This window comes from Gordonia araii NBRC 100433, assembly GCF_000241265.1.
Lineage (GTDB): Bacteria > Actinomycetota > Actinomycetes > Mycobacteriales > Mycobacteriaceae > Gordonia > Gordonia araii.
In genome coordinates this window covers 15,529-38,014 of record NZ_BAEE01000012.1, presented here as the reverse complement: position 1 = coordinate 38,014, position 22,486 = coordinate 15,529, and the positions used below count along the sequence as shown (strand labels likewise).

Below are 22,486 nucleotides of genomic sequence, written 5' to 3'. Positions count from 1 at the left end.
GTGCTCCGAGGACTTCGCGAACGATGAGACCGAAGGGAGGTCGCGATGAGGTACCGGAAGAAGCCGGCTCGCCCGGCCGAGAAGATCTTGCAGCAGATCAGCCAGGTGCAGCACAACCCCGACCGTGAGCGTTTCGAGCTGTGGGTGGCCGGCGACCTGGTCGGCGTCCTTGGCTACCACGCCGAGCACGAGGCCGACGGCGACGTCGTGACGGTGCTGCACACGGTCCTCTACGACGAGTACACGGGCCACGGACTCGCGACCCGGTTGACCAGCTCGGCCGTCGACTACGTGAAGCAGACCGGCGCGCGGTTGCGTCCGGTGTGCACGTTCACCAGGCATTACCTGGAGACCCATCCCGGACAGGTCCGCCTGGCCGCGGTTTAGCTCCGGCTGATTCCAGGGGTCGCGAGACTAGTTAGGTTACGCTAACCTACTCGCATGACCACCTTCGCGACGAAGGCGCCGTACCGCGGCTGGCAGGGCGCCGTCCTGCGGTTGCTCCGCGCCGACGACTTCCAGTTGACCGTCACCGCCGTCGAGTCGATCACCGAACACTATGTGCGCGTGTACTTCGACGACGGAGGGCTGCTGGAGGCCACGCGCCGGCATCCGACGATGTGGATCCGCCTGTGGTTCTCCCGCGACGGGAAGCCGCACCAGCGCGCCTACACGTTGGTCAATCCCGACCCGGAGACCGGCACCTTTGCAGTTGAATTCGCCATCCACGACGGGGTGGCGGCCCGCTGGGCGCAGACGACCTTCGTCGGCGACGAGATTCTGGCGACGGTGATGGGCGCGGACTTCGCGCTCCCGCACCCCGATGCCGACGGCTGGCTCATCGTCGGCGACACGGCTTCGCTTCCGGCGGTCAACTCGCTGCTCGAGGCCATCGCCGTCTCCGACTCGCCCGACGTGCCCGTCACGATCTGGATGGAGTACCAGCACGACGACGAGTACACGTTGCCGTTGCGGATGCGCGACCACCACCGCGTCGAGTGGATTCCGCGCGGCGACGACGGCACCGCCATCGTCGACGCGGTGCGCGCCGCCGCGTTCGACGCCACCGGCTATCACGGGTGGGTTGCCACCGAGACCGCCTCGACGCGCGCGATCACTGCGCTGCTGCGCACCGAGTACGGTCTCGGCCGCGACGGCGTGAAGTCGCAGGCGTACTGGATCGCCGGCTGAGCGCCCCAGGACGGCCGGCATAGACGTTCTCCCGGTGGCCGTCGCCAACGACGCCGACGGCCACCGGGAGTTGCGGTACCGCACGACGACCGCTATCTGACTCGCCGGTAAGATGAGCGCATGCTTGACCTCGCCGCCGCCGAACGCGGCCTGCGCAACCTCTGGTCGCTCACTCTCGGCGGAGGCATCGCGCCGCCGCACCGCACCGAGCACGTCACCGTCGCCGACGGCGAGCACCGCACGCTGCGGCGTTATGCCGACGACGAGCAGGTCCGGGCCGCGCGCGAAGCCGGACGCACGCCGATCCTTCTGGTCCCGCCGATCGCCGCACCGGCCAGTTGCTACGACCTCTCGCCCGAGCACTCGGTGGTGGCACATCTGCGCGACGCGGGCCGGGTGCCCTACGTCGTCGACTTCGGCGAGGTGACCTACGCCGACCGTGCGATGGGGTTCGCCGACTTCATCGCCGACATCATCCCGCAGGCGATCCGGCGGGTCATCGAGGACTACGGCGACGACGCCGGCGTCGTGGACCTCTACGGCTGGAGCCTGGGCGGCACGCTGTCGTTGCTGACGACCGCGGCCCAGCCCGAGGGCGCGCGGCACATTCGCAGCGTGGTCACCGTCGGCACGCCGCTCGACTACGACGCGCTGCCCGGTTATTCGCTGGCGCGCGCGCTGATGAAACCCACCGGGGGACGGGTGCCGACCGCGGCGCTGCGCCTGCTCGGCGGCATCCCTTCACCGGCGGTGAAGGTCGCCTACCGCGCGACGTCGTGGGACCGCGAACTGAAGAAGCCCTGGTTCGTCGCCACTCACCTCGGCGAGACCGACACCCTCAAGCGCATGGAGGTCATCGACCGATTCCAGCGCGACTTCCCTGGCTACCCCGGGCGACTGGCCGAGGAGATGTGGGAGAGCTTCATCTACCGCAACGAGTTGCGCGTCGGGCAGCTGCGGTTCGACGGTCTGACCGTCGATCTCGATGCCGTCGACGTGCCCGTTCAGCTGTTCGGCAGCCATCGAGACGCATTGTGCTCGTGGGATGCGGCCCGTCACGGCGTGACCCTGTTGTCGGGCTCGCCGCACGTCGAGTTCACCACTGTCGAATCCAGCCATCTCGGGCTGCTCGCCGGACCCGACGCCGTCGCCCACACGTGGCCGGCCGTCGACGGCTTCCTCACGACCGTGGACGCTCTGGTCGAACCGGGAGTCGTTCGCGCCTGATCGGGCGCGAACGGAAGTCGCCTGACCTAATTCTCCGATGCGCTTGCGCGAACTCTCCTATTAGTTAGAGTGACGTATCACTTTCATATAGGGGGAGGACCTCACCATGGGGACAATCATCATCATCGTCGTGCTCGTCGCGGCTGCGCTGGGGCTCGGCGGCCTGTTCGTCCTGGCGCTGCTGGCGTCGGGATCGACCGGGCCGCGCCGATTCCGCATCGACGCGCCGGCGGATCTGCGGGCCTTCCTGGACCACGAGGCGGCATGGGCGGTGACCGCTGAGGTCGAGGTACCCGTGGACGTCGCGACGGCGTGGCGGCAGGTTCTCAACGGGCCGCTGATCCGGCTCGCGCCCGTGTACTCCGGTCCGACGGCCGACGGGGGGACCAGGGCTTTCCGCGGGATCGTCGCGATGACGAGCACGGTGGTCGACACCTCCGGCGCGCAGCGCATGGCCGCCGTCGGGGTCGGTACCTCGGTGCCCATCGTCGTGAAGGGGATCGCCGAAGAGGCGGTGGTCGTCGCTCGCGGGCGCAACCGGTCGATCGTCACCTACACCGTCGCTATCGAGCCTCGCTTCGTGGGATTCCTGCCGCTGCGGTGGACCGGCGTCTTCGTCCGTCCGTTCCTGGCGTTCGCGATCCGGCGGGCGTTCTGAAGCCGGACCGGCCCGGTGCCGGGACGACAGCGGGCTCGCCGGCCGCCGGATCCGTCTAGCATCCCGACGCGGAGCACTAGTGTCGCGTGTCGAAAATTCCTGTTGCGCTTGCCGTGGTTCGATGAACGCCTGGCTGCGTTGTCGTCGGTCGCGATAGCTCCGCTATCACTCCCTCCTCCGCCTTGCCAGATCGCCCATCGTCCTCGCGGCAACCATCAACGAATTTCCAACACGCGACACTAGGATGAGCGCCAGATCCGGTGGAAGGTCGCCGCGCGGGCCGCAGTGGCCCGGGGGAGGTCAGTGGTGGAGCTAGACGACGACTCGTCGAACCAGCCGACGCGGGGCCGGTTCCGGCGCGGCAGCAAGGTCGGCGGCGTGGTGGCGCGTCACGCCGGGCGCAGTGCGCTCAACGCGGCGTTGACACCGCTTCGCTCGGCCGACGACTCCGCCCGTGCGCAGGAGCGGACGCTGCTGAAGCTGGCCGACGACATCGTGATGACCGCGGGTGGAATGCGGGGCGCCGCACAGAAACTGGGCCAGGCGATCGGTGTCGTCGGAATCGGAATCCGCAACCCGCAGACCCGTGCGGAATTCTCCCGGCGGCTCAAGCCGCTCTTCGACTCGGTGCCGCGCTGGAACGACGACGATATGGACGCGACGCTGCGCAGGGCGCTCGGTGCGCGCTACGGCGACATCGAGACCCTGGAGGGGCCGATGGCCGCCGCGTCGATCGGCCAGGTCTACCGCGGCACGCTGCGCGACGGCCGGGCGGTGGCGGTCAAGGTCAAGTACCCGGACGTGGATCGCATGGTGCGCGCGGATCTGAAGAACCTGCGGCTGCTGACCCGCGTCCTCGCTAAACAAATGCCTGCGGCGAACGCGACCGCGCTGGTCGAGGAGGTCATCCGGCAGATCTCCCGGGAACTGGACTTCGCGGCCGAGGCGGCCAACCAGCGCGCCTTCGCTGAGCGCTATGCCGGACACCCGGCATTTGCCGTCCCGGACATCGTGCCCGAGTTGTGCACGGACGAAGTCCTGGTCTCCGAGTGGCTCGACGGTGTCGGCTTCGACGAGGCGTGTGAGCTGCCGCAGGAGCGGCGGGACCGCATCGGCGAGACGGTCTATCGCTTCTACTGCGGTGAGATGTACCGGATCGGCAAGTTCGTCGCCGACCCGCACCCGGGCAATGTGCTGGCCCTGCCCGATGGCCGGGTGGGTTTCGTCGACTTCGGATTGTGCATCGAGCTGACCCCGGCCGAACTCGAGGTGGAACGCGTCGTGTTCGCCGCGCTGATGCGCGACGACGTCGCCGCCGCGTACCGGCTCGCCCAGGAGGCCGGGTTCATCGTCGACCCCGCGCGGGCCGATCCGGAGAGTTTCGGCGCCTACATCCGGGCGGTCGTCGGCTGGCATCTGGATTCCGATTCCTATCGCATCGACGAGAAGGTCGCGGCGGAATCGGCGTCGGCGGCATTCATGCTCCAGGGCCACCACGCTGAGTCTTTCGCCGGTCAGGCTCTGGTCGAGGGGCACGCCTTCGGGCGGCGCAACGAGCTGGCCACCTGCGGTCTGCTCGGACGGCTGGACGCATGTGCACCCTGGTCGGCCATTGCCCGGGAGGTACTCGGGATGGCCGGTCCGTCGACCGCGCTCGGGGAGGAGATCGCCCGGTGGCGCTCCTCTCGCGGCGACGAGGGCTGACCCGGCGGAAATCGACCAAAGCTCCTGGCAATTGCTGTGAATTTTAACAGACTGAGGCGTCAGTCTGATATAAACATCTGGACTGAACGACCTGAGGGGGAACCGATGAGCGACAACCTGACGCCACCGGCGCGTGCCGTGGCCTTCGAACCGCACACCAGCCTGACGGGACGGCTGGCGGCCGTCGGCGCACGCCTATTCGTCAAGCCGGTGATCTGGATGTGGTCGCGCGCGCTCTTCCTGCCCTGGCCGTATCGCCTGCTGGACATCGCCGCCTCGCTGCTGCCCGCGGTCCGCGGTGTCACGCGTTCGCGCGTTGATCTGCCCAACTGCACCGCCGAGCGGATGTTCCCCAAAGACGCCGCACCCGACGGGTCCGCGTCGAGCGCGATCCTCTACTTGCACGGCGGCGCGTTCGTCGTCGGCGGAATCCGCAGTCACCGGCGGCTGGTGTCGCGGCTCGTGCGGGAATCCGGGATCGGGTCACTGGCGGTCGACTACCGCAAGCTGCCTTCGTCGCCGGTGAGTTCCGCCATCGCCGACGGGATCGACGCGCTCGAGTACTTGCTCCGTACCGGTATCCCGAGCGAGCGGATCGCTGTCGTCGGAGACTCGGCCGGCGGATTCCTCGCGCTGCACGTGGCGCTGGAAGCACGGCGACGGGGATTGGGGCGGGTGGGCGCGGTCGGATTGATCTCGCCGATCATTGACCTCGAACCGACGAGCAAACTCGACGCCGTCGCATCGATGGGTGGTGAACCAGACCCCTTGTTCCCGCGGGCCGCTCTCTCCGCGCTGTGGGAACTGGTGCAGCGCACCGAGGCCGACCAAGCGGCGTGCGACCGGCTGCGGTCGGCTGCGCTGGGGTCCGCCGAACTCGGCGAGCTCCCGCCGGTGCACATCCAGGTCGGTAGCTCCGAAATCCTGCGGCCCGACACCGACCGGTTGCTCGCGGCCTGTGTCGCGGGCGGAGGCACCGCAACGGTCGAGGTCTTCGCCGGGCAGGTGCATGTGTTCCAGGCCGGCGCGGACGTGATTCCGGAGGGGCGACGGGCGATCGCGTCGATGGCCGGACACCTCGTCGCCGCGCTGACATCCGCGGACCGCAGGGCCGCATGATCAGCGCCGGAGCCGCCCTCGACAGTGTCGACGGGTACGTGCGCAGAGTCGTCTTCGACTCGATGGCCACCTTCGGCCGGTCCGTGCAGATGACGCTGGCCGTTGTGGTCTTCGGCATCAGCGACGTGGTGCGCAGGCAGTTCCCGTTCCGCGACTTCCTCTCGCTGACCTGGTTCATCATCACCGTCACCGCGACCCCGACCGTGCTGGTCTCGGTGCCCTTCGGCGTGATCATCTCCGCTCAGGTCGGCAGCCTCACCCAGCAGGTCGGCGCGACGTCGGTCTCGGGCGCCGCCGGAGGCCTCGGGATCATCCAGCAGGGCGCACCGATGGTGTCGGCCCTGCTGCTGGGCGGCGCGGCAGGCGCCGCCGTCGCCTCGGACCTCGGAGCACGGGTGCTGCGCGAGGAGGTCGACGCGCTGCGCGCCATGGGGATCGATCCGATCCGGCGTCTGGTGGCCCCCCGGATCGCGGCCATGCTCGTCGTCGCGCCGCTGATCTGCTTCCTGACGATCATCATGGGCCTGGCGACCGGCTTCGGCATCGCCGTCATCGTGCAGGACGTCGCGCCCGGATCCTTCGTCTCCTCCTTCTCCGCGTTCACCTCTCTCACCGACATCGGCATCGCCGTCGCCAAGTCGATCCTGTTCGCCTTCGTCGTCGCTGTGGTGGCGTGCCAGCGAGGTATGGAGACGAAGCACGGTGCGATCGCCGTGGCCAACTCGGTGAACGCCGCCGTGGTGATCGGAGTGGTCGCGGCCTTCGCGCTCAACCTCGCCATCACCCAGCTCACCACCATGTTCTTCCCCCAAAGGATTCTGTGATGGCACCGTCGACCCACACGCCGCCCGGGCGGCCCGGAACCGTGTTGCGCGCCGCGAGGCAGGTCGTCGACCGCCCCGCGACGGGGCTGGCGATGATCGGGCATCAGTTTTACTTCGTAACGGGAGCGCTGCGGAACGTGCCGGTCGCGCTGACCCGGTACTGGAGCCAGGTGTTGGCCCATATCAGCTCGATCACCTTCGGTAACGGATCGATCATCGTCGGCGGCGGCATGCTCGGTGTGCTCGTCGTGCTGGGCGCGGCGGTCGGCGGCACCGTCGGCATCCAGGGATTCGCGTTGCTCGACATGGTCAACATGGGTCCGCTGACCGGATTCGTGTCCGGCTACGCGACGACCCGCGAACTCGGTCCGATGATCGTGGCCGTCGGATTCGCCGCCCAGGTCGGGTGCCGGATCACCGCCGAGGTGGGCGCCATGCGCATCTCGGAGGAGATCGACGCTCTGGAGGCGTCGGCCATCCACCCGCTGCCGTTCGTCGTGTCCTCGCGCATCGTCGCCAGTGTGCTCACGATCGTGCCGCTCCACCTGCTCACCCTCGCAGTCGCGTACCTCTCCTGCGAGGTCGTGGTCAGCGTGGTCCACGACCAGCCGCTCGGCACGTATCAGCACTATTTCACCAGCTTCGTCAGCCCGGTCGACGTGCTGTACTCGGTGGTCAAGGTCGTGGCGTTCATCGTCGCCATCGTGCTGATCCACAGCTATCAGGGGTTCTACGCCTCCGGCGGGCCCGAGGGCGTCGGCGTCGCCGCCGGCCGGGCCATCCGGGCCAGCCTCGTGATCGTCGTCGTCCTCGACATGGTGCTGACACTGCTGATCTGGGGTTTCGACTCCGCCGTGAGAATCTCGGGGTAGGCCGTGCCGCTGTGGATAGATCCGTCCGGACGGGAGCCGAAACCGCGCGTGCTGCGCATGCTCGGCCTCGCCGTCGTCCTGGTCCTCGTCGCCTCGGGGATCGCCGTGACCAAGTGGAGCAACGGCGCATTCAGCAACAGGTTCCTGCTGACCATCGTGTCGCCGCGCATCGGTGACGGACTGGTCGCCGGCGCCGACGTCAAGTTCCGCGGATACGCGATCGGCAAAGTAGACGATCTGACCATCACCGACGACGGCCGCCAGCGCATCAAGCTCGCCATCGAACGGCGCAACGCCGCAGCGCTGACGTCGAGCGTCGAGCCGGTGTTCGCGGCGTCGAACATGTTCGCCACGACCAGCATCGAACTCGTGCCCACCGGTGACGCCGGTCAGCCGCTCGCCGACGACGCCGAACTCACGATGACCAACACGAGCACGGCGCTGGGAACCATGACCAGCGTCCTGAGCCGGATGGGCAAGCTGGCGGCACCGCTGAGCGACCCCGACGTGCTGCGCACCATGGGCACGATGATCGACTCGGCCGAGCCGTACCTGGAGTTCACCAGGGATGTGCTGCCGCTGCTCTCCGGCCTGGCCAGCGACCAGACGACTCCGGTCGGCGACCTGCTGCGCGACCTGGGCCGGCTAACCGACTCGGTTCGGCCGATGGTCGCGCCGATGCTCGGTCTCATCGACGGTTCGCTCGGCGCGTCGAGTTTCCTGGCCGAACCCGGCGGCGTCGACCGCACCTCGGAGGCGATTCTCGGTTTGTCCAAACGGCTGGTGTTGCCGCTGGGCCGGATCCTCGGCGGCGGCAACCTGACCCACCTGCAGTCGCTGATCGAGATCGGACTGGACTTCGGCGTGCCGATCGTCCTGTCGGTGGGGACCATCCCGAACGCCTACGGCCGGCTGACCGAGCTGATCCGCAACACCGGTGACGCTTTCCAGGTTCGCGACGACGGCGCTGTCCGCCTGCTCGTGACCGTATTGCTGACCAAGGCTCCCCAGATCGGCACACCACTGCTCTACAAGGAGATCGGAGGTCGGGACCGATGACGCCCGCGCGCAGATCGTTCATCTACATCATGCTCGTCGTCGTCGCCGTCGCGGCGGCGATGGCCGTGATCGGCCGCACGATCATCGCCCCGGTGCCCGGCGACAAGCTGACCTACACCGCCGAGTTCGAGGACGTGTCGGGCCTCTACGAGGGGGACGCGGTGCGCGTGGCGGGCGTCGCCGTCGGCAAGGTCGTCGACGTCGACCTGCACGGGGCCGCGGCGCGGGTGCTGTTCACCGTCACGCATGACCACCAGCTCGAAGACAACTCGCAGGTGGCGGTGCGGTACCAGAACCTGGTCGGCCAGCGCTACCTCGAGATCATCCGGCACGAAGGCGCAGCGGCGCGTCAAGCGCCCGCGACGGTCATCCCGGCGGCCCGCACGATCCCGTCTTTCGATGTGACGTCGCTGTTCAACGGAGTGGCGCCGTTGATCGGCGGGATCGATCCCGCGGAGACCAACAAGCTCACCGAATCGATGGTGGCCGTCCTGCAGGGCGATCCGAGGGGAGTAGAGCCGGCGCTCGAAGCGGTCAAACGGATCGCCGGCCTGACCCAGCGACGCGATGTCCTGCTGATCACCATGGTCGACAACCTGAACAACCTCGCCGCCCAGATCGGCGGCCGGTCCGGGCAGGTGGCCAAGGTCGTCGACGGGCTCAACGCGGCGATCCTGCGGTTCAACGACCGCATGTCCACCGTCAAGCAGTCTCTCGACTACGGCGACCGCGTGCTCGTCCCCTTCGTCGACCTGCTCGAGATGATGCAGGGCAGCTATGACGCGAACTACGGACCGCTCGACGCGTTCCTGAACCGGATCGTGCCGTTCACGCCGCAGATCGTGGACGTTCTGGCCGCGATCCCGGGCGTGCTGTCGGCCATCAACGAAGGCTCGCGCCGGTTCGTCTCGGCCACCTACTCGTGCTCGAACGGGCGGCTCGACCTGCCGTTGGTCACCAAGGCGCTGATCGGCGGCCGCGAAGTGGTGGTGTGCCGATGAAACGGATCTTCACCTATGCCCGCGACGTGTTCGGGCTCGGCACGGTGCGCGGCGACGACCGGCTGCGCCGTCACCAGCTCCTCCTGGGCGGCATCGCCATCGCGGTGGTCGTGGTCGTCGCGGCCGGACTCGGTCTGCTCTACCTGCGGCCCATCGGATACACGCGGTACAACGTCGACCTGTCCAACGCCTCGGGCGTGCGGGCCGGCGATCAAGTGAGGATCGCGGGCATTCAGGTCGGCAAGGTGGACTCGCTGCGCATCGACGGTCATCGCGTGCGGATGCGCATCGCGGTGAGGAACGACGTGCACCTCGGCAAGGACACCTCGATGGCGATCAAGCTGCTCACGCCGGTCGGCGGCCGCTTCATCCAGGTGACTCCGAAGGGGAGCGAGCCGCTCGGCGACACCCCCGTGCCCCCGAACCGCATCACGGGTACCTACGACCTGGTCTCCCTGCTCGAAGAGGCGACGCCGAAGGCGGCGGAACTGGACGGCAAGGCGATGCGATCGCTTGTCGAGACCATCGAGCGCGGCATGTCGGGACAGCCCACGCTCGTCGGTGACCTTCTTAACTCGACGTCGAGCCTGACCCAGCAGCTCGCGGCGCGCTCGGACCAGCTCCGCGGTGCACTGCACGTCTCCGACGAGTACGTCAAGGCGACGGCCACCGATCGGCAGGTCCTGTTCACCCTGGTGAAGAACCTCGGGAAGATCGGCGTCGAACTCGGGGTGCGCCACGAGCAGGTGCGCCGGGTGTTCAACCTTCTCACCCGACTGTTCCTCTTCCTGGAACGGCCGATCCTCGCTTATCACCAGGCGATCGAACCGTCGGTCGATGCTGTCGTCGATGTGCTCGAGCGGCTCGAAGGGCGGATGAACGGCATGGGTAGGGCGCTCACCGACTTCAACCGCGCGTTCGGCACGGTCAAGCGCATGGTCGGCAGCGACGGCATCACCGTCGACGACTCTCGCAAGGTCGCAACGGGCGTCCGGTTGTGCGTGCCCTCGTCGGGTAGGGGGTGCTGATCGTGTCGAAACCGTTGGGAGGCAACCGCGCTGGCCGAATCCGGGCGATACTGGTCCTCGCGACCGTCGTCGTCGTGGCGGTCGGCGCCGCGGTGGGAGCCCCGCGACTGTTGCAGGCGAATCAGACGCGGCAGATCTGTGCCGACTTCACCGACGCGATCGGTGTCTACGAAGGCAACTCGGTCGCGTTGATGGGCCTGCCGGTCGGCCACGTCGCCGACATCAGCCCGCGCGACGGCGGTGTACGAATCACCCTGGACGTCGACCGGGATCTCGTCCTGCCCGCCGATACCGGCGCCGTGGTGATCGATTCGTCCATCGTCGCCGATCGGCGCGTCGAGTTCTCCAAGCCTTACGGCGGGGGCCCTCGCCTCGAGGGTTCGGGCTGCATTCCGCAGGCCCGAACCAAGACGCCGCGCGGGGTCAGCCGCGCCTTCGAGGCGGTCGACACCCTGCTCGGCGATCTGCTGGGCAGCGACTCCACCCCGGCGGGGCGCGGCCAGACCGACCGCATCGCCCAGCTCGTCCAGACGCTGGATCGCAACGTCGCGGGCCGCGAATCGGAGATCAAGAACATGATGCGCAACGCGGTCGTCCTCTCCGGCACTCCGAGCGAAACCGATGACATCATCCGGCGCCTCATCGACAATTCCGACACGCTGAGCCGCGAGACCCTGGGGCACTGGCCCGATGTCTCGAAGGTCGTGCGCACGATGAACGACTCGGTGCTGGCGTTCATCGGATGGGCGGAGGAGTTCTCCGGCACGCTGGAATCGGCCGTGCGTTTCGTTCCGACGCTGGCCGACTTCATGCGCCGCGTCGGCGACCGGATGCTGTCGATCGTCGAGCTGATCCAGCCGTGGGTCAGATTCCTGGCACCGTTCGTGCAGACGATCGCCCAACTCATCGCGCAGTTGCCCGGTCTCGCGTCGGTCACCGACCTGCTGTTCGACCGGCAGACCGGTGCGCTGCGCGTGAGTTGGACACCACCGACGGTGGCCGTGCGGCCGGCCGAAGCCGCGGGTCTGTGCGCCGTGCTGGGCCGCCCGAGCGGATGCGCTCCGGCCCAGGCGCAGCGCTTCGGGCTCATCCGGATGATCCTGCGGGGGCAGTCGTGAGCCGGGGCGCCGCATGGGCGCGGCGAGCGGTTCTCGCGCTGATCGTCGTCGCGCTGGCGACGGGCTGCGGATTGCGGGCACCAGGGGCGCCGCAGGGGTCGACCTATCGCCTGTCGATCGAATTCGCCAACGTTCTCAACATCCCGGCCGGTGCGAAAGTGCTCGTGAACGGTATGTCCGTGGGACAGCTGCGCGCGGTGGCGCTCGGCCGGCGGACGGCGACCGTCGAGGTCGAGGTCTCCGACACCCAACGTCTCCCGGTCGCCACCCGGGCCGAACTGCGTCAGATGACACTGCTCGGCGATCTGTACATCGCGCTCGTTCCGCCCGCCGACGGCGGCGACGGCCGGCTGCTGCGCGACGGGGATCGGATTCCGGTTGCGCAGACCGAGCCGCCGGCGAACGTCGAGACGACGATGCTGGGGCTGAGCCAGTTCATCAACGGTGGGCTCATCGGCCGGTCGCAGGACCTGGTCCGGAAGGCCAATGACGTGCTGCCGTCGGATCCGGCCGAACTGCGCCGGCTCAGTGGTCAGGCGATGACCCAGTTGTCCGAGGTCGGCGCCGCGACGCGCTCGCTGGACACCCTGATCGTCAACGGTGCGGCCATGGCCCAGTCGCTGGCCGATCACCGGGTGACGATCGACCGGACGCTGACGATCGGTCCGGCGAGGTTCGCCGCTATGCAAGAGGTCTTCCTCGCGATGGTCGAACTCATCGCCGACCTGCGGGTGCTCACCAAGCCGGGCGGCGATCTGCTGGTCGAGCCGACGTATAGCGATCTGAAGCGGATGCTGGCCCAGGCCGACCCGATGCTCATGCAGATCGCCCGGGCGGACACGTCGATTCAGGAGAACCTGGTCGCGGTGCGCGACCTGCTCGCGCGCAAGATCGCACCTTTCCTGATGAGCGGTGGTGAAGTCGACATAACCAGGATCGACGACACCAAGGGGCGGGCGACGCAGGTCGCCGATGTCCTGCGAGCGATCGGAGTCGTGTGACATGCGCATAGCGCGAGGCATTGCGGCGTGTGCCGTGTTGACGGTTGTGGCCCTCGTGTCGGCCGCCTACCTGGCGATCGCCTCCCTCGGTCTCGACGCCCGCAAATCGACCTTTGGGATCACCGTCGCGATGACGCAGACGGCGGGTCTGATGGACACCTCCCCGGTCTCGATGTACGGCATGAGGATCGGCCGTGTCACCGAGATCTCGGTGCAGCGCGACGAGGTGCACGTGCGAGTGGAGGTCGATGCGGCACAACAGGTTCCGAGGGACGCGATCGTCGTCGTACAGAATCTTTCGCCCGCCGGCGAGCAGTTTCTCGACTTCCGCCCGACACGTTCGGCCGGGCCGTATCTCGGCGACGGGGACACGGTCCCCCGATCCCGGGTGGCCGATACCGCGACCGTCGGCGAACTGCTCGGAAAAGTCGACCGCCTCGGGGAGATGCTCGATCCGGCCATCGTCGATCGGCTGTCCGCGCTGCTGGTCAACGGCATGCCGGATGAGGCGACGATCAAGAACCTGTCGTCCATCGTCGGCTATATGGGAGCGACGGCCAAGGACAAGACCGACGGCATCCGCAGCATGTTCCGGGTGGCGCAAGAACTCGACCGGCGGCTGATGGCCATCAACGCGCCGGAGGCGCTGGCTCCGGTAGGGCGCACGATGCGGACGTTGACCCCGGCGATGAAACGCGTTCTGGCCGGGATCGACGGCTACGCGGCGATGTCGAGGCGCAGCGACGCGTGGGACGGCAAGGTCGGACCCTTCATGGACCGGCTCTTGAGCCAGCTCAACCTGCTGTTGCCCGCGCTCGGCCCGATCGCGGCCGCACTGACCCCGGTGAGCGACCAGTTGCGCGGAATCCGGGTCAATGCCGGCGCCTTCACCGACTTCTGGGGACGGGCGTTCCCGCCCGGCGGGCCCATGCGGGTGCAGCTGAAAGTGAATTGAGGAGACAACGATGGCGAACGACGACGAACGAAAGACCGGTCCGGCGAAGACCAGCCCGATCAGGAGCAGGGCGTCGGCCGCCGGCCGCTCCCGGGACCGCCGCCCGGCGGCCGAAGGCAAGCGCGACCCGGTCGTGTTGGCGCGGTTGTGCGCGGTGCTCGCAGCACTGTGTCTGTTGCTCGGAGCCGCGACCGTCGTGCTCGCCGTCGGCCGATCGAGCGCGGCGGCCGACCTCGCACGCCAAGAGCAGCGCGTCGACGACAACCGTGCGCGGCTGACCGAGGCGCGCAAAGTCGCCGGGGATTACGCGACTCGCTCGCTCACCATCGACTACAAACAGGCGGCACAGTACGTCCAGGGGCTGCAGCGCGGCACCACCGCGGAGTTCGCCAAGAACTTCAGCACGGAGCAGGGCGGCGCGGGACTGCTGACCCAAGAACTTCTCCAGCAGCTGCGGATGGTGTCGGAGGGCAAGGTCCTCTACACGCATTTCGACGGCGATGCCGACGCGCCGCCGGCCGACGGGCAGCCGTGGAACTTCGTCGTCGTGGCGACCCAGACCGCGACGACCACCCAGCAGCCGGAGAAGTCGACGAACGCGGTGATCCTGCGCGTTGTCGTCGTGCGATCCGGCGGCGAGTGGAAGATCGCGAACTTCTCGCCGGACCCCAAGATTCAGGGCGGCGGCGCCATTCCCGGCGCGAACTGACGAGCGGCGAACCCGAAAACGAGGGTCGTCGAGAGACAGGACAGACGACCGGACCTTGCAGACTGATACATCAGTCCGCTAATGTTGGAGAAACTTTCTAGGAGGCGTTGTGGTGAACGAAATGATGTGTCAGTCTGGCTGCGGAAGGGGGGCGTCATGACCGAGCCCGATCATCTCGTCGCGATCATCGGGGCCGGCCCCGGCGGGATCTGCGCGAGTGTGCTGCTGCAGCGCAAAGGCATCAACGACTTCGTCGTCATCGACCAGGCGGCCGACTTCGGCGGCAGTTGGCGTGACAATCACTACCCGGGACTGGGCGTCGATGTTCCCGGATTCACCTACCAGTACTCGTTCGCCCGCAACCCCGAGTGGAAGCGCCTGTTCCCGATGGGGCGCCAGGTGTGGGAGTACCACCGCGAGGTGGCGCGCGAACACGACCTCTACTCGCACGCGCGGTGGAACACCCGCGTGGTGAAAGAGGAGTGGGACGACGCTGCCGGCTTCTGGCGCCTGCACGTCGACGACGGGTCGCAGATCACGGCACGGTTCGTCATCTCGGCGATCGGCGCCTACATCAAGGCCAAGGAGGATCCGGGCATCCCCGGGTACCGCGACTTCGCGGGCAAGATCCTGCGCCCGAACGATTGGGATCACGACTACGACTTGAGCGGCAAGCGCGTCGCCGTCATCGGCACCGGTGCCAGCTCGGTCCAGATCACCCCGTCGATCGCGCCTGAAGTCGCCGCGTTAGAGGTATTCCAGCGCACGCCGGTGTGGGCGCTACCGAAGCCGGACTTCCCCCTGCCGGTGCCCGTGCGACGGGCCATGGCGACTCCGGTCTTCGGCGGCGTGCTCTCGGCGATCGCGAATCTCGTCGTCGAGGCCGCGCTGCGACTGGTGTACCAGACACCGCGGCCGCTGTTCCGCGCCGCGGCACCGCGATTCGACTCGGTCAGCCGCGCGCTGTACCGCCTGTATCTGCGGTCAGTGGTGCGCGATGCGGACGTCCGCAAGCGGCTCATGCCCGACTACGGTCCCCTGGGTAAACGGCCCACGCTTTCCAATGCCTTCCTGCAGGCGTTCAACCGGGATAACGTCGCGCTCGTCGACGAGCCGATCGAACGCATCGTCGCAGGGGGGATCGAGACGGCAGACGGCCGCCTGCACGAATTCGACGCCATCGTCCTCGCGACCGGCTACCACCTGTTCTCCGACCCGGAGAGCTACACCGAGGGATCGGTCGTCGGCCGCGACGGCTTCGACCTCGGCGTGTTCTACAACGAGGAGCGCCTGCAGGCATACCAGTCGGTGGCCGTTCCCAAGCTGCCGAACCGGTGGATGCTCGTCGGCCCCTACTCCTGGATCGGCACCGGCTGGCACGAACTCGTCGAGATCTCGTCCTCGCACGCGGTGAACGTGATCGACGCGGTCATCGCGCGCGGCGCCGACGTCGCCGAGGTGTCGCAGGAGGCCCACGAGGACTACCACGCGATGATCCGGCGCAACGACGAGAACATCGACTACTACTTCAACACAGTCAACGCCGGCCTGCGGACCTACTACGTCAACTCCGCGGGCGACATGCCCTACATCCGGCCGACCAGCCTCTTCGAAGCGCGCAAGCAGAGCCGTCACGTGGAGCTCGACGCCTATCAGCTCCGCACGCTGGCCCGGCCCGCCGTCGGCGAGGTCCCAACGTTGAGGCGGCGCATGCGTGCCGGCGCCGGAAAGTAGACGACGATGAAATTCACGCAATTCCCCGTCGACGGGGCGGTCACGCTGATCACCGGCGGAGCCAGGGGTATCGGCTATGCCATCGCCGAGCGGCTGGTGAGCCGCGGCGCGCGCGTCGTGATCGCCGACCTGAACGAGGTCGACGCGAAGGAGGCGGCGGCCCGGCTCGGGCACGATGCAACCGGAATCGAACTCGACGTGCGGGCCCGCGACCGATACGAAGCCGCCGTCGATCTGATCGAGACCACGATCGGACCGATCGACATCGTCGTCAACAATGCCGGAATCATGCCGGTCGGCCCCATCCTCGACGACGCCCCCGGCGTCGCCGAAGCGACGATGGATGTGAACTTCTGGGCCCATCACCACTCCTTCCGCATCCTCGCTCCCCGGATGGTCGGCCGCGGCCGCGGTCACTTCATCAACGTGACCTCGGCGGCGGGGGCCATCCACTCCCCGGGCCTGGCCGTCTACGTCGCCAGCAAGCACGCGGCGACGGGATTCGCCCGGAGCGCGCGGGAAGAACTGCAGGGCACCGGCGTCACCATCTCGGTCGTGATGCCGTCGGCGGTGCGGACCGAGCTGGTCAGCGGCATCCCCTTCAAGGGGTGGGAGCGGCTGGGCATCGTCTCACCGGAAATGGTCGCCAGGCGGGCGGTCTCGACGTTGCGCCGTCGGCCGGCAGTAGTCGGCGTGCCGCGGGGGACCGTCCCAGTGCTGCGGATCTACCACGTCGTGCCGGAATGGGCGTGGCTGCTCGGGCGTCGCGTCGTGGGCGCCGACCGGACTCTGGAGCCCTACGACAAGCGGGCGCGTGCCGCGTACGACTCGCGCATCGAACAGCAGGCCGTCGGGAACGGGGAGCGATGATGGCGAGAAAGCCCAAACTCACCGCGGTCGAGACGGCTCCCGGGTACGACCACCTGGCCGTCGTCATCGGCGCCGGGTTCGGCGGCCTGGGCATGGCGGTCGCGCTCAAGCAGGCCGGTTTCGACGATTTCGTGGTCCTGGAGCGCTCCGACGGGGTTGGAGGGACCTGGTACTCCAACACCTATCCCGATGTTGCCGTCGACGTCCCGGGCATCGTCTACCAGTTCTCCTTCGCCAAGAATCCGGACTGGTCGCGCACCTTCCCCAAGGGGGCCGAGGTGCGGGCCTACATCGACGGTCTGGTGAGCGAGTTCCAGCTCGACGATCACCTGCGCCTCGGGCACGACGTGGTCTCGCGCGAATGGGACGAGTCGGCGCAGCACTGGCGGGTCGGACTCGCCGACGGGCGCACGATCACGGCCAAGTACGTGATCTCGGCCATCGGCGCCTTCGTCGAGCCGCGGGTGCCCGATATCGCCGGGCTCGACGACTTCACCGGAAAGGTCATCCAGACCCAGGCGTGGGATCACGACTACGACCTGACCGGCAAGCGCGTCGCGGTGATCGGTACCGGAGCCACCTCGGTCCAGCTGGTGCCGGAACTGGCCCAGCGCGCCGCCCACCTCGACGTGTTCCAGCGCCGGGCCATCTGGGTGTTCGCGAAGCCCGACTTCGCGATTCCGCGCTGGGTGCGTACGGCGTTCCGCTACGCACCGTTCCTGCAGAGCGCGATCCGCGGCGTGGTCGCGGCCGCGGTCGAAGTGGGACTCGTGGGGATCACGGTCTACGGCAAGCAGATCGCGCCGCTGACCCTCATACCCAACTGGGCCTGCCGCGCGTTCTTGTTCACCCAGGTGCGCGACCGGGAACTGCGGCGCAAGCTGACCCCGAATTACGGCTTCGGGTGTAAGCGGCCCAGTGTGTCGAACCGGTACTACAAGGCCTACACGCGCCCGAACGTCGACTTGGTCACCGAATCGATCGAGCGGATCACTCCGACCGGGGTGCGTACCGCCGACGGGACCGACCATCCGATCGACGTCCTGGTGCTGGCGACGGGTTTCGAGATGAGTCAGAGCCCCGATCCGTACCGGCGCCGCCCGGTGCGCGGCCGCGACGGCTTCGACCTTGCCGAGTTCTACGACAAGAATCGTGCCAAGGCCTACGAGGGCGTGTGTATGCCGCAGCTGCCCAATCACTTCATGGTGTTCGGCCCGTTCGCCTGGAGTGGCAGCAGTTGGCACGTCATGGTCGAGAACGCGATGCGCATCGTCACCCGGATCGTCGCCGAGACCGAAAAGCGCGGAGCCACATCCGTGGCGGTCACCGCGGAGGCGAATGACCGATTCTTCGATTTCATCTCAGCGCGCGGGAAGCAAACGCTGATGCACGGAAAATCGTGCATCAACGCGAATTCCTACTACATCGACAAACACGGTGATTTCGGATTTCTGCGCCCGACGACGGCCTATCAGTCGACGAAAGCCAGTAAGCGAATTCCGATGGCCGATTTCACTTTCGACTACTCGTCTCGGCCGCCGGCCGAGGTCGATCTCAAGGAGGATTTCGAGGTGGAGAAGTGCTGAGAGAGCGGCCCTCAACGGAGAATCTGGGGCGAGCGGCGTCGTTGTTCTTCCAGGTGGCCGGTGGAGTCATCGCGGTGTCGGGGTTGGCCCACTTCGCCGTGCCCCGATTGTTCCATTGGCTGACCCGATGGCTTTTCGGTGATGAAACCGAGAAGCAGGTCCGGATAAACGGTGCGGCGGAGACGGCGGTCGGGTTGGCGATCGCGAATCGGCATACGCGCGTTGCTGGATTAGCGGGTCTGGCGGCGTACTGCGTATACCTAGGCGATAAGATCATCGCTTATGGGTGGCGACGGATCCAAGGTGGAGACCAGTGAGGCGTCCCCTCGTCCCCGCCGCGGCCGGCCGACCTCCGTCGGGCTAGCCGACGAGCGTCGTGCGCAGCTGACCAAAGCGGCGTACGAGGTCTTCGTCGAATACCCGTACGAGGAAGCGCCGGTCAGCGAGATCGCCCGTCGTGCCGGTGTCGGTCAGGGCACGCTGTACCGCTACGTCGACGGCAAACGCGAACTCCTCGACCTGGTGATCGACTGGTGCGTCGACCAGCTGATGACGGCCATCGAACCCGAAACGCTGATCGCCGCGGTGGAGGCGCCGGATTCGACGGCGCTGCGGAAGGTGATCGACGACCTGGGCGATCGGCTCTACGCCCTTGTCGATGCGAACCCCGGGCTCCTGCGGATCCTCACGATTCAGGGCGGGGCGGTCGATCGTGAACTGCGGTATCGAGTGACCGGCATCTACAACACGGTCGACTCGCTGATCATCCGGGTGCTGACCGAGGCGACCGAGCGCGGCTGGATGGATCTGGACGAACGGGAGATCGCGGTGATCGCCCGGGCGCTGCCCGCCCTGGGTCTCCCCGGCCTCGTCCTCGTTCTCACCGGAGACAAAGACGAGCCGGCCAAGCGGGCCGAGTACGTCACGGCGGCGTCGGATCTCGCCCGGTTCGGGCTGCTGGGCGTCAAGGGGAGCGATGAGTAAGCAGTCACGGCGCGACCAGTTGCTCGATGCCGCGCTGGCCGAATGCGTCGACAACGGCTACGCCGCGGTCGGCGTCAAAGAGATCACCGCGCGGGCGTCGGTGAGCCACGGCACCTTCTACAACTATTTCGAGAACCGGCGGCAGATGCTCGACGTGCTCATCGACCGGGAGACCGATGGCTACCTGGAGGTCCTCCGGCAGGCCGAGGCGGAGATGACGCGTCCCGTCACCGAGGAATCGCTGCGGTCGCAGGTCGCCCTTGTCACCGCGGAACTGTTACGAATCGCGCTCGCCCGGGTCGACGTGGCCGCCTTCCTGTTGCTCGACGTGGCAGGCATCGACGCGCAGGCGTTGGCCGGGCAGGTCGAGCGTTACCGCGAATCGGGCCGGCTCGCCACGGCGATCCTTGCGAACGCGGGCGCCGACGGCCTGATCGACGAATCGGTCAGCCTCGAATTCGCCGGACAGGCGTGGATCTCGACCGTGCTAGCGGTCATCGCCCCGGCCGTCGCCGACGGCCGGGACATCGGCGACATCGACGAGGCGGCGCGGATTCTCACCGACGCGCTGTTGCACGGTGTCCCGGAGCCGTCGGGCGGATCCGCGCAGGCGACGGCCGAATCCTGAGCCGGCACCCGGGCGTGAGGGAGCGCTAAAGCGCCCTCTCGGTGACCGAGGTCAGCCCGTCGCGGTATTCGCGCGGGAGTCCGCGCAGGCCGAACCGGAAGATCAGGGCGAACAGCGGGCTGATCCACCGCAGCGGGAGTCGGCCGAGGAAGCGCACCTGAACGGCCATCGTCCACCGGAGCCGCGACCCGCCGTCGGCTCGGGGTTCGACGCGGTAGTCCTCGAACCAGGTGCCGAAGAAGGGGAGCGTGGCGTCGGTTGCGGTGTAGGCAATCCGGCGTCCGGGTTCCCATGCCAGGAGCTGCTCGCGCTGTGCGTAGACGAGCCAGTGGTGGACGAACATCTGGAAGTCGCGGACCGTGCCGGGACCGATCTCCTCCCCGTCGGGGTAGCGACAGCCCCATACGGTCGGCAGCCACGACCACATGCGGTCGGAGGAGATGATCCGCCACAGCGCGTCGGGGTCGATCGTGGGGAAGTCGTAGACCACGTCGGTGCGGAACGGGGCGCGCTCGGCGAAGGCGGGCGCCTCGTCGATCGTGACGGGGCCGGTAGCGCGGAAGCGGAACTTGGCCAGCGGCTGCATCAGATCGCCGCCTGTTCCGCGGGCTGCGTCTCGGCCGCGGAACGGTCGAGCGCGCCGAAGCGATAGTCCGCCCGGTCGAAGCCGACGCTGCGCTTGCGGGACTGGTAGATCGTCCACGGCCGCACGTACACCGCGTCGCCCTGCGAATTGACGAAGTAAGTGTTGGAGCCGGCGCAGTGCACCGAGAAGTAGTGCGCCAGGTTGCGGCCCTTCTCGACCATCTCCTGGTGGAACCGGTCCTGCGCCTGCTCGGTGACCTCGACGCGGGTCGCCCCGCGCTCGCGGGCCTCGCCGAGCACCGCGGTGATGTGGCGCGTGGCGTTCTCCAGGATGTAGTGGAACGCGGTACCGGTCCACGAGTAGGGGCCGACCAGGATCCACCGGTTCGGCAGTCCGGCGACGGCGGTGCTGTGGTAAGCGCGCAGGCCGACCGTGTTGTAGTACTTTCCGAGGTCGAAGCCGTCGCGGCCGAGCACCGTGCCCTCGCGGTAGGTCTCCGGATCGGAGAACATCTCGTAGCCGGTTGCCAGGACGAGCGCGTCGATGGGGCGGCGCACGCCGTCGGCGGTGACGATCGCGTCGGGCTCGATGCGCTCGATCGGGGTGGTGTGGAGATCGACGTTGTCGCGGTTGAACACCGAGAGGTAGCCGCCGCCGAGGGTGCCGCGCGTACACCCGGGGCCGTACTTCGGGTTCAGTTTGTTCCGGGTCTCCTTGTCGCGCACGCACAGCCGCAGCCAGAGGCGGTAGAGGCCGTGACCGGCGGCGTCGAACACCCGCGCGCCGGGCCGGAACAGCCACTGCGGCGTGTAGATCAGCACCCGCAGGCCCAGTTCGAGCACCGCGAGGATCGCCTCGTGGAACAGGCCGGCCAGACGCGGCAGCCCGAGCAGCCGCTGCAGCCAGCGAGGAGTCGCGAAGTCGGGTTTGGGGAAGTACCACTGCGGGGTGCGCTGGTAGATGTCGAGATGCGCCACCTGCTCGGCCAGGGCCGGTGCGATCTGCACCGAACTCGATCCGACGCCGATGACGGCGGCCCGCTTGCCGGTGAAGTCGTAGTCGTGATCCCAGCCGGCGGGAATCATGACCTTGCCGGCGAAGGAGGAGAGCCCGTCGATGTCGGGCTTGTCCTTCGGGTTGATGTAGGCGCCGACCGCGCTGAGCACGAAACGGGCGGTGATCCTCTGGCCGGCGGCCGTGTGCAGCAGCCACCGGTGGTTCGGCTCATCCCACTCCTCGCGGATGATCTCGGTGTTGAAGATCGTCTTCGCCTCGAGGCCGGCGTCGCGGGCCAGCCCGACGTGATACTCCTGGATCTGGTCGCCTTTGGCGAAGAAGTAGTCCCAGTCGCCCTTGGGGGCGAAGGAGAACTGGTAGGCCAGGAACGGCAGGTCGGCGCCGACGTTGGGGTAGGTGTTCGCGCGCCACGTGCCGCCCAGGTCGTCGGCGCGTTCGATGAGGGCGAAGTCGTCGATCCCCATCTCCTGCAGTTTGATCCCGGCGCAAATCCCGCCGGCGCCCGCGCCGATGATCGCGACCTCGTAGTCGGTCGCGGCCGTCTGATCGATCCCCATGGTCGAATCTCCCTCAAGTGTCATGTACCGGTCCAATAAACCATAGACTGACACATCA

Annotated in this window: 22 protein-coding genes; 20 read left to right on the top strand and 2 right to left on the bottom strand. The window is 67.8% G+C overall.

From position 1 onward, the window contains the following. Window positions 1-45: 45 nt before the first annotated feature. The 20 genes from GOARA_RS01805 (at window position 46) to GOARA_RS01705 (ending at window position 20,268) form a co-directional block, all read left to right on the top strand. Window positions 46-387 (top strand): GNAT family N-acetyltransferase, encoded by a 342-nt coding sequence (locus GOARA_RS01805; RefSeq protein WP_007320568.1) that lies wholly within the window; start codon window positions 46-48, stop codon window positions 385-387. A gap of 54 nt (window positions 388-441) precedes the next feature. Then, on the top strand, window positions 442-1,191 hold the full coding sequence (locus tag GOARA_RS01800) for a siderophore-interacting protein (protein WP_007320567.1): 750 nt from the start codon (window positions 442-444) through the stop codon (window positions 1,189-1,191). 120 nt (window positions 1,192-1,311) lie between these two features. Beyond that, on the top strand, window positions 1,312-2,418 hold the full coding sequence (locus GOARA_RS01795; RefSeq protein ID WP_007320566.1) for a polyhydroxyalkanoate synthase family protein: 1,107 nt from the start codon (window positions 1,312-1,314) through the stop codon (window positions 2,416-2,418). A 106-nt stretch (window positions 2,419-2,524) separates the two neighbouring features. Beyond that, window positions 2,525-3,076, top strand: a complete 552-nt coding sequence (locus GOARA_RS01790) for a hypothetical protein (protein WP_007320565.1) — start codon at window positions 2,525-2,527, stop codon at window positions 3,074-3,076. Window positions 3,077-3,379: 303 nt separating this feature from the next. After that, a complete protein-coding gene (locus tag GOARA_RS01785; protein WP_007320564.1) occupies window positions 3,380-4,780 on the top strand; it encodes an ABC1 kinase family protein in 1,401 nt (466 codons plus the stop codon). Window positions 4,781-4,885: 105 nt separating this feature from the next. After that, window positions 4,886-5,899: an alpha/beta hydrolase fold domain-containing protein gene (locus GOARA_RS01780; RefSeq protein ID WP_007320563.1), complete on the top strand. Its 1,014-nt coding sequence runs from the start codon at window positions 4,886-4,888 to the stop codon at window positions 5,897-5,899. Further along, window positions 5,896-6,723, top strand: coding sequence for an MlaE family ABC transporter permease (locus GOARA_RS01775; RefSeq protein ID WP_007320562.1), 828 nt, complete (start codon window positions 5,896-5,898; stop codon window positions 6,721-6,723). Before GOARA_RS01780 ends, GOARA_RS01775 begins: the two co-directional genes overlap by 4 nt. Continuing rightward, a complete protein-coding gene (locus tag GOARA_RS01770; RefSeq protein ID WP_007320561.1) occupies window positions 6,723-7,595 on the top strand; it encodes an MlaE family ABC transporter permease in 873 nt (290 codons plus the stop codon). The genes GOARA_RS01775 and GOARA_RS01770 overlap by 1 nt, the downstream gene beginning before the upstream one ends. Before the next feature lie 3 nt (window positions 7,596-7,598). Then, window positions 7,599-8,654 (top strand): MlaD family protein, encoded by a 1,056-nt coding sequence (locus GOARA_RS01765; RefSeq protein WP_007320560.1) that lies wholly within the window; start codon window positions 7,599-7,601, stop codon window positions 8,652-8,654. After that, window positions 8,651-9,655 (top strand): MCE family protein, encoded by a 1,005-nt coding sequence (locus GOARA_RS01760; RefSeq protein ID WP_007320559.1) that lies wholly within the window; start codon window positions 8,651-8,653, stop codon window positions 9,653-9,655. The genes GOARA_RS01765 and GOARA_RS01760 overlap by 4 nt, the downstream gene beginning before the upstream one ends. After that, entirely contained in the window at window positions 9,652-10,683 is a 1,032-nt protein-coding gene (locus tag GOARA_RS01755) for an MlaD family protein (protein WP_007320558.1), read from the top strand. Before GOARA_RS01760 ends, GOARA_RS01755 begins: the two co-directional genes overlap by 4 nt. A gap of 2 nt (window positions 10,684-10,685) precedes the next feature. Further along, on the top strand, window positions 10,686-11,801 hold the full coding sequence (locus tag GOARA_RS01750) for an MlaD family protein (RefSeq protein ID WP_245548330.1): 1,116 nt from the start codon (window positions 10,686-10,688) through the stop codon (window positions 11,799-11,801). Then, a complete protein-coding gene (locus tag GOARA_RS01745; protein ID WP_007320556.1) occupies window positions 11,798-12,802 on the top strand; it encodes an MlaD family protein in 1,005 nt (334 codons plus the stop codon). The genes GOARA_RS01750 and GOARA_RS01745 overlap by 4 nt, the downstream gene beginning before the upstream one ends. Window positions 12,803-12,836: 34 nt before the next feature. Further along, window positions 12,837-13,757 (top strand): MlaD family protein, encoded by a 921-nt coding sequence (locus tag GOARA_RS01740; protein ID WP_245548329.1) that lies wholly within the window; start codon window positions 12,837-12,839, stop codon window positions 13,755-13,757. 10 nt (window positions 13,758-13,767) lie between these two features. After that, window positions 13,768-14,466 (top strand): hypothetical protein, encoded by a 699-nt coding sequence (locus GOARA_RS01735; RefSeq protein WP_007320554.1) that lies wholly within the window; start codon window positions 13,768-13,770, stop codon window positions 14,464-14,466. Window positions 14,467-14,622: 156 nt separating this feature from the next. Next, a complete protein-coding gene (locus tag GOARA_RS01730) occupies window positions 14,623-16,200 on the top strand; it encodes a flavin-containing monooxygenase (protein ID WP_007320553.1) in 1,578 nt (525 codons plus the stop codon). A gap of 6 nt (window positions 16,201-16,206) precedes the next feature. Further along, complete coding sequence (locus tag GOARA_RS01725) at window positions 16,207-17,070, top strand: SDR family NAD(P)-dependent oxidoreductase (RefSeq protein WP_007320552.1); 864 nt, start codon at window positions 16,207-16,209, stop codon at window positions 17,068-17,070. Next, window positions 17,070-18,656, top strand: a complete 1,587-nt coding sequence (locus tag GOARA_RS01720) for a flavin-containing monooxygenase (RefSeq protein WP_007320551.1) — start codon at window positions 17,070-17,072, stop codon at window positions 18,654-18,656. The genes GOARA_RS01725 and GOARA_RS01720 overlap by 1 nt, the downstream gene beginning before the upstream one ends. A gap of 282 nt (window positions 18,657-18,938) precedes the next feature. Next, the gene (locus GOARA_RS01710) at window positions 18,939-19,640 is read left to right on the top strand and encodes a TetR/AcrR family transcriptional regulator (RefSeq protein WP_007320549.1); all 702 of its coding nucleotides are present in this window, start codon (window positions 18,939-18,941) and stop codon (window positions 19,638-19,640) included. Continuing rightward, window positions 19,633-20,268 (top strand): TetR/AcrR family transcriptional regulator, encoded by a 636-nt coding sequence (locus GOARA_RS01705; RefSeq protein WP_007320548.1) that lies wholly within the window; start codon window positions 19,633-19,635, stop codon window positions 20,266-20,268. The genes GOARA_RS01710 and GOARA_RS01705 overlap by 8 nt, the downstream gene beginning before the upstream one ends. A 25-nt stretch (window positions 20,269-20,293) precedes the next feature. Here the strand turns inward: GOARA_RS01705 and GOARA_RS01700 are convergent, their stop codons facing one another. Then, window positions 20,294-20,854, bottom strand: coding sequence for an SRPBCC family protein (locus GOARA_RS01700; protein ID WP_007320547.1), 561 nt, complete (start codon window positions 20,852-20,854; stop codon window positions 20,294-20,296). Further along, window positions 20,854-22,428 (bottom strand): flavin-containing monooxygenase, encoded by a 1,575-nt coding sequence (locus GOARA_RS01695; protein WP_138947487.1) that lies wholly within the window; start codon window positions 22,426-22,428, stop codon window positions 20,854-20,856. The genes GOARA_RS01700 and GOARA_RS01695 overlap by 1 nt, the downstream gene beginning before the upstream one ends. Window positions 22,429-22,486: the final 58 nt, after the last annotated feature.

Bases quoted from the DNA above. Each gene is read 5' to 3' on its own strand.
- GOARA_RS01710 (WP_007320549.1), top strand. From the start codon at position 18,939: ATGGGTGGCGACGGATCCAAGGTGGAGACCAGTGAGGCGTCCCCTCGT.
- GOARA_RS01780 (WP_007320563.1), top strand. From the start codon at position 4,886: ATGAGCGACAACCTGACGCCACCGGCGCGTGCCGTGGCCTTCGAACCG.
- GOARA_RS01695 (WP_138947487.1), bottom strand. From the start codon at position 22,428: ATGGGGATCGATCAGACGGCCGCGACCGACTACGAGGTCGCGATCATC.
- GOARA_RS01730 (WP_007320553.1), top strand. From the start codon at position 14,623: ATGACCGAGCCCGATCATCTCGTCGCGATCATCGGGGCCGGCCCCGGC.
- GOARA_RS01720 (WP_007320551.1), top strand. From the start codon at position 17,070: ATGGCGAGAAAGCCCAAACTCACCGCGGTCGAGACGGCTCCCGGGTAC.
- GOARA_RS01725 (WP_007320552.1), top strand. From the start codon at position 16,207: ATGAAATTCACGCAATTCCCCGTCGACGGGGCGGTCACGCTGATCACC.
- GOARA_RS01735 (WP_007320554.1), top strand. From the start codon at position 13,768: ATGGCGAACGACGACGAACGAAAGACCGGTCCGGCGAAGACCAGCCCG.
- GOARA_RS01775 (WP_007320562.1), top strand. From the start codon at position 5,896: ATGATCAGCGCCGGAGCCGCCCTCGACAGTGTCGACGGGTACGTGCGC.
- GOARA_RS01700 (WP_007320547.1), bottom strand. From the start codon at position 20,854: ATGCAGCCGCTGGCCAAGTTCCGCTTCCGCGCTACCGGCCCCGTCACG.
- GOARA_RS01795 (WP_007320566.1), top strand. From the start codon at position 1,312: ATGCTTGACCTCGCCGCCGCCGAACGCGGCCTGCGCAACCTCTGGTCG.
- GOARA_RS01705 (WP_007320548.1), top strand. From the start codon at position 19,633: ATGAGTAAGCAGTCACGGCGCGACCAGTTGCTCGATGCCGCGCTGGCC.
- GOARA_RS01760 (WP_007320559.1), top strand. From the start codon at position 8,651: ATGACGCCCGCGCGCAGATCGTTCATCTACATCATGCTCGTCGTCGTC.
- GOARA_RS01805 (WP_007320568.1), top strand. From the start codon at position 46: ATGAGGTACCGGAAGAAGCCGGCTCGCCCGGCCGAGAAGATCTTGCAG.
- GOARA_RS01790 (WP_007320565.1), top strand. From the start codon at position 2,525: ATGGGGACAATCATCATCATCGTCGTGCTCGTCGCGGCTGCGCTGGGG.
- GOARA_RS01800 (WP_007320567.1), top strand. From the start codon at position 442: ATGACCACCTTCGCGACGAAGGCGCCGTACCGCGGCTGGCAGGGCGCC.
- GOARA_RS01770 (WP_007320561.1), top strand. From the start codon at position 6,723: ATGGCACCGTCGACCCACACGCCGCCCGGGCGGCCCGGAACCGTGTTG.
- GOARA_RS01755 (WP_007320558.1), top strand. From the start codon at position 9,652: ATGAAACGGATCTTCACCTATGCCCGCGACGTGTTCGGGCTCGGCACG.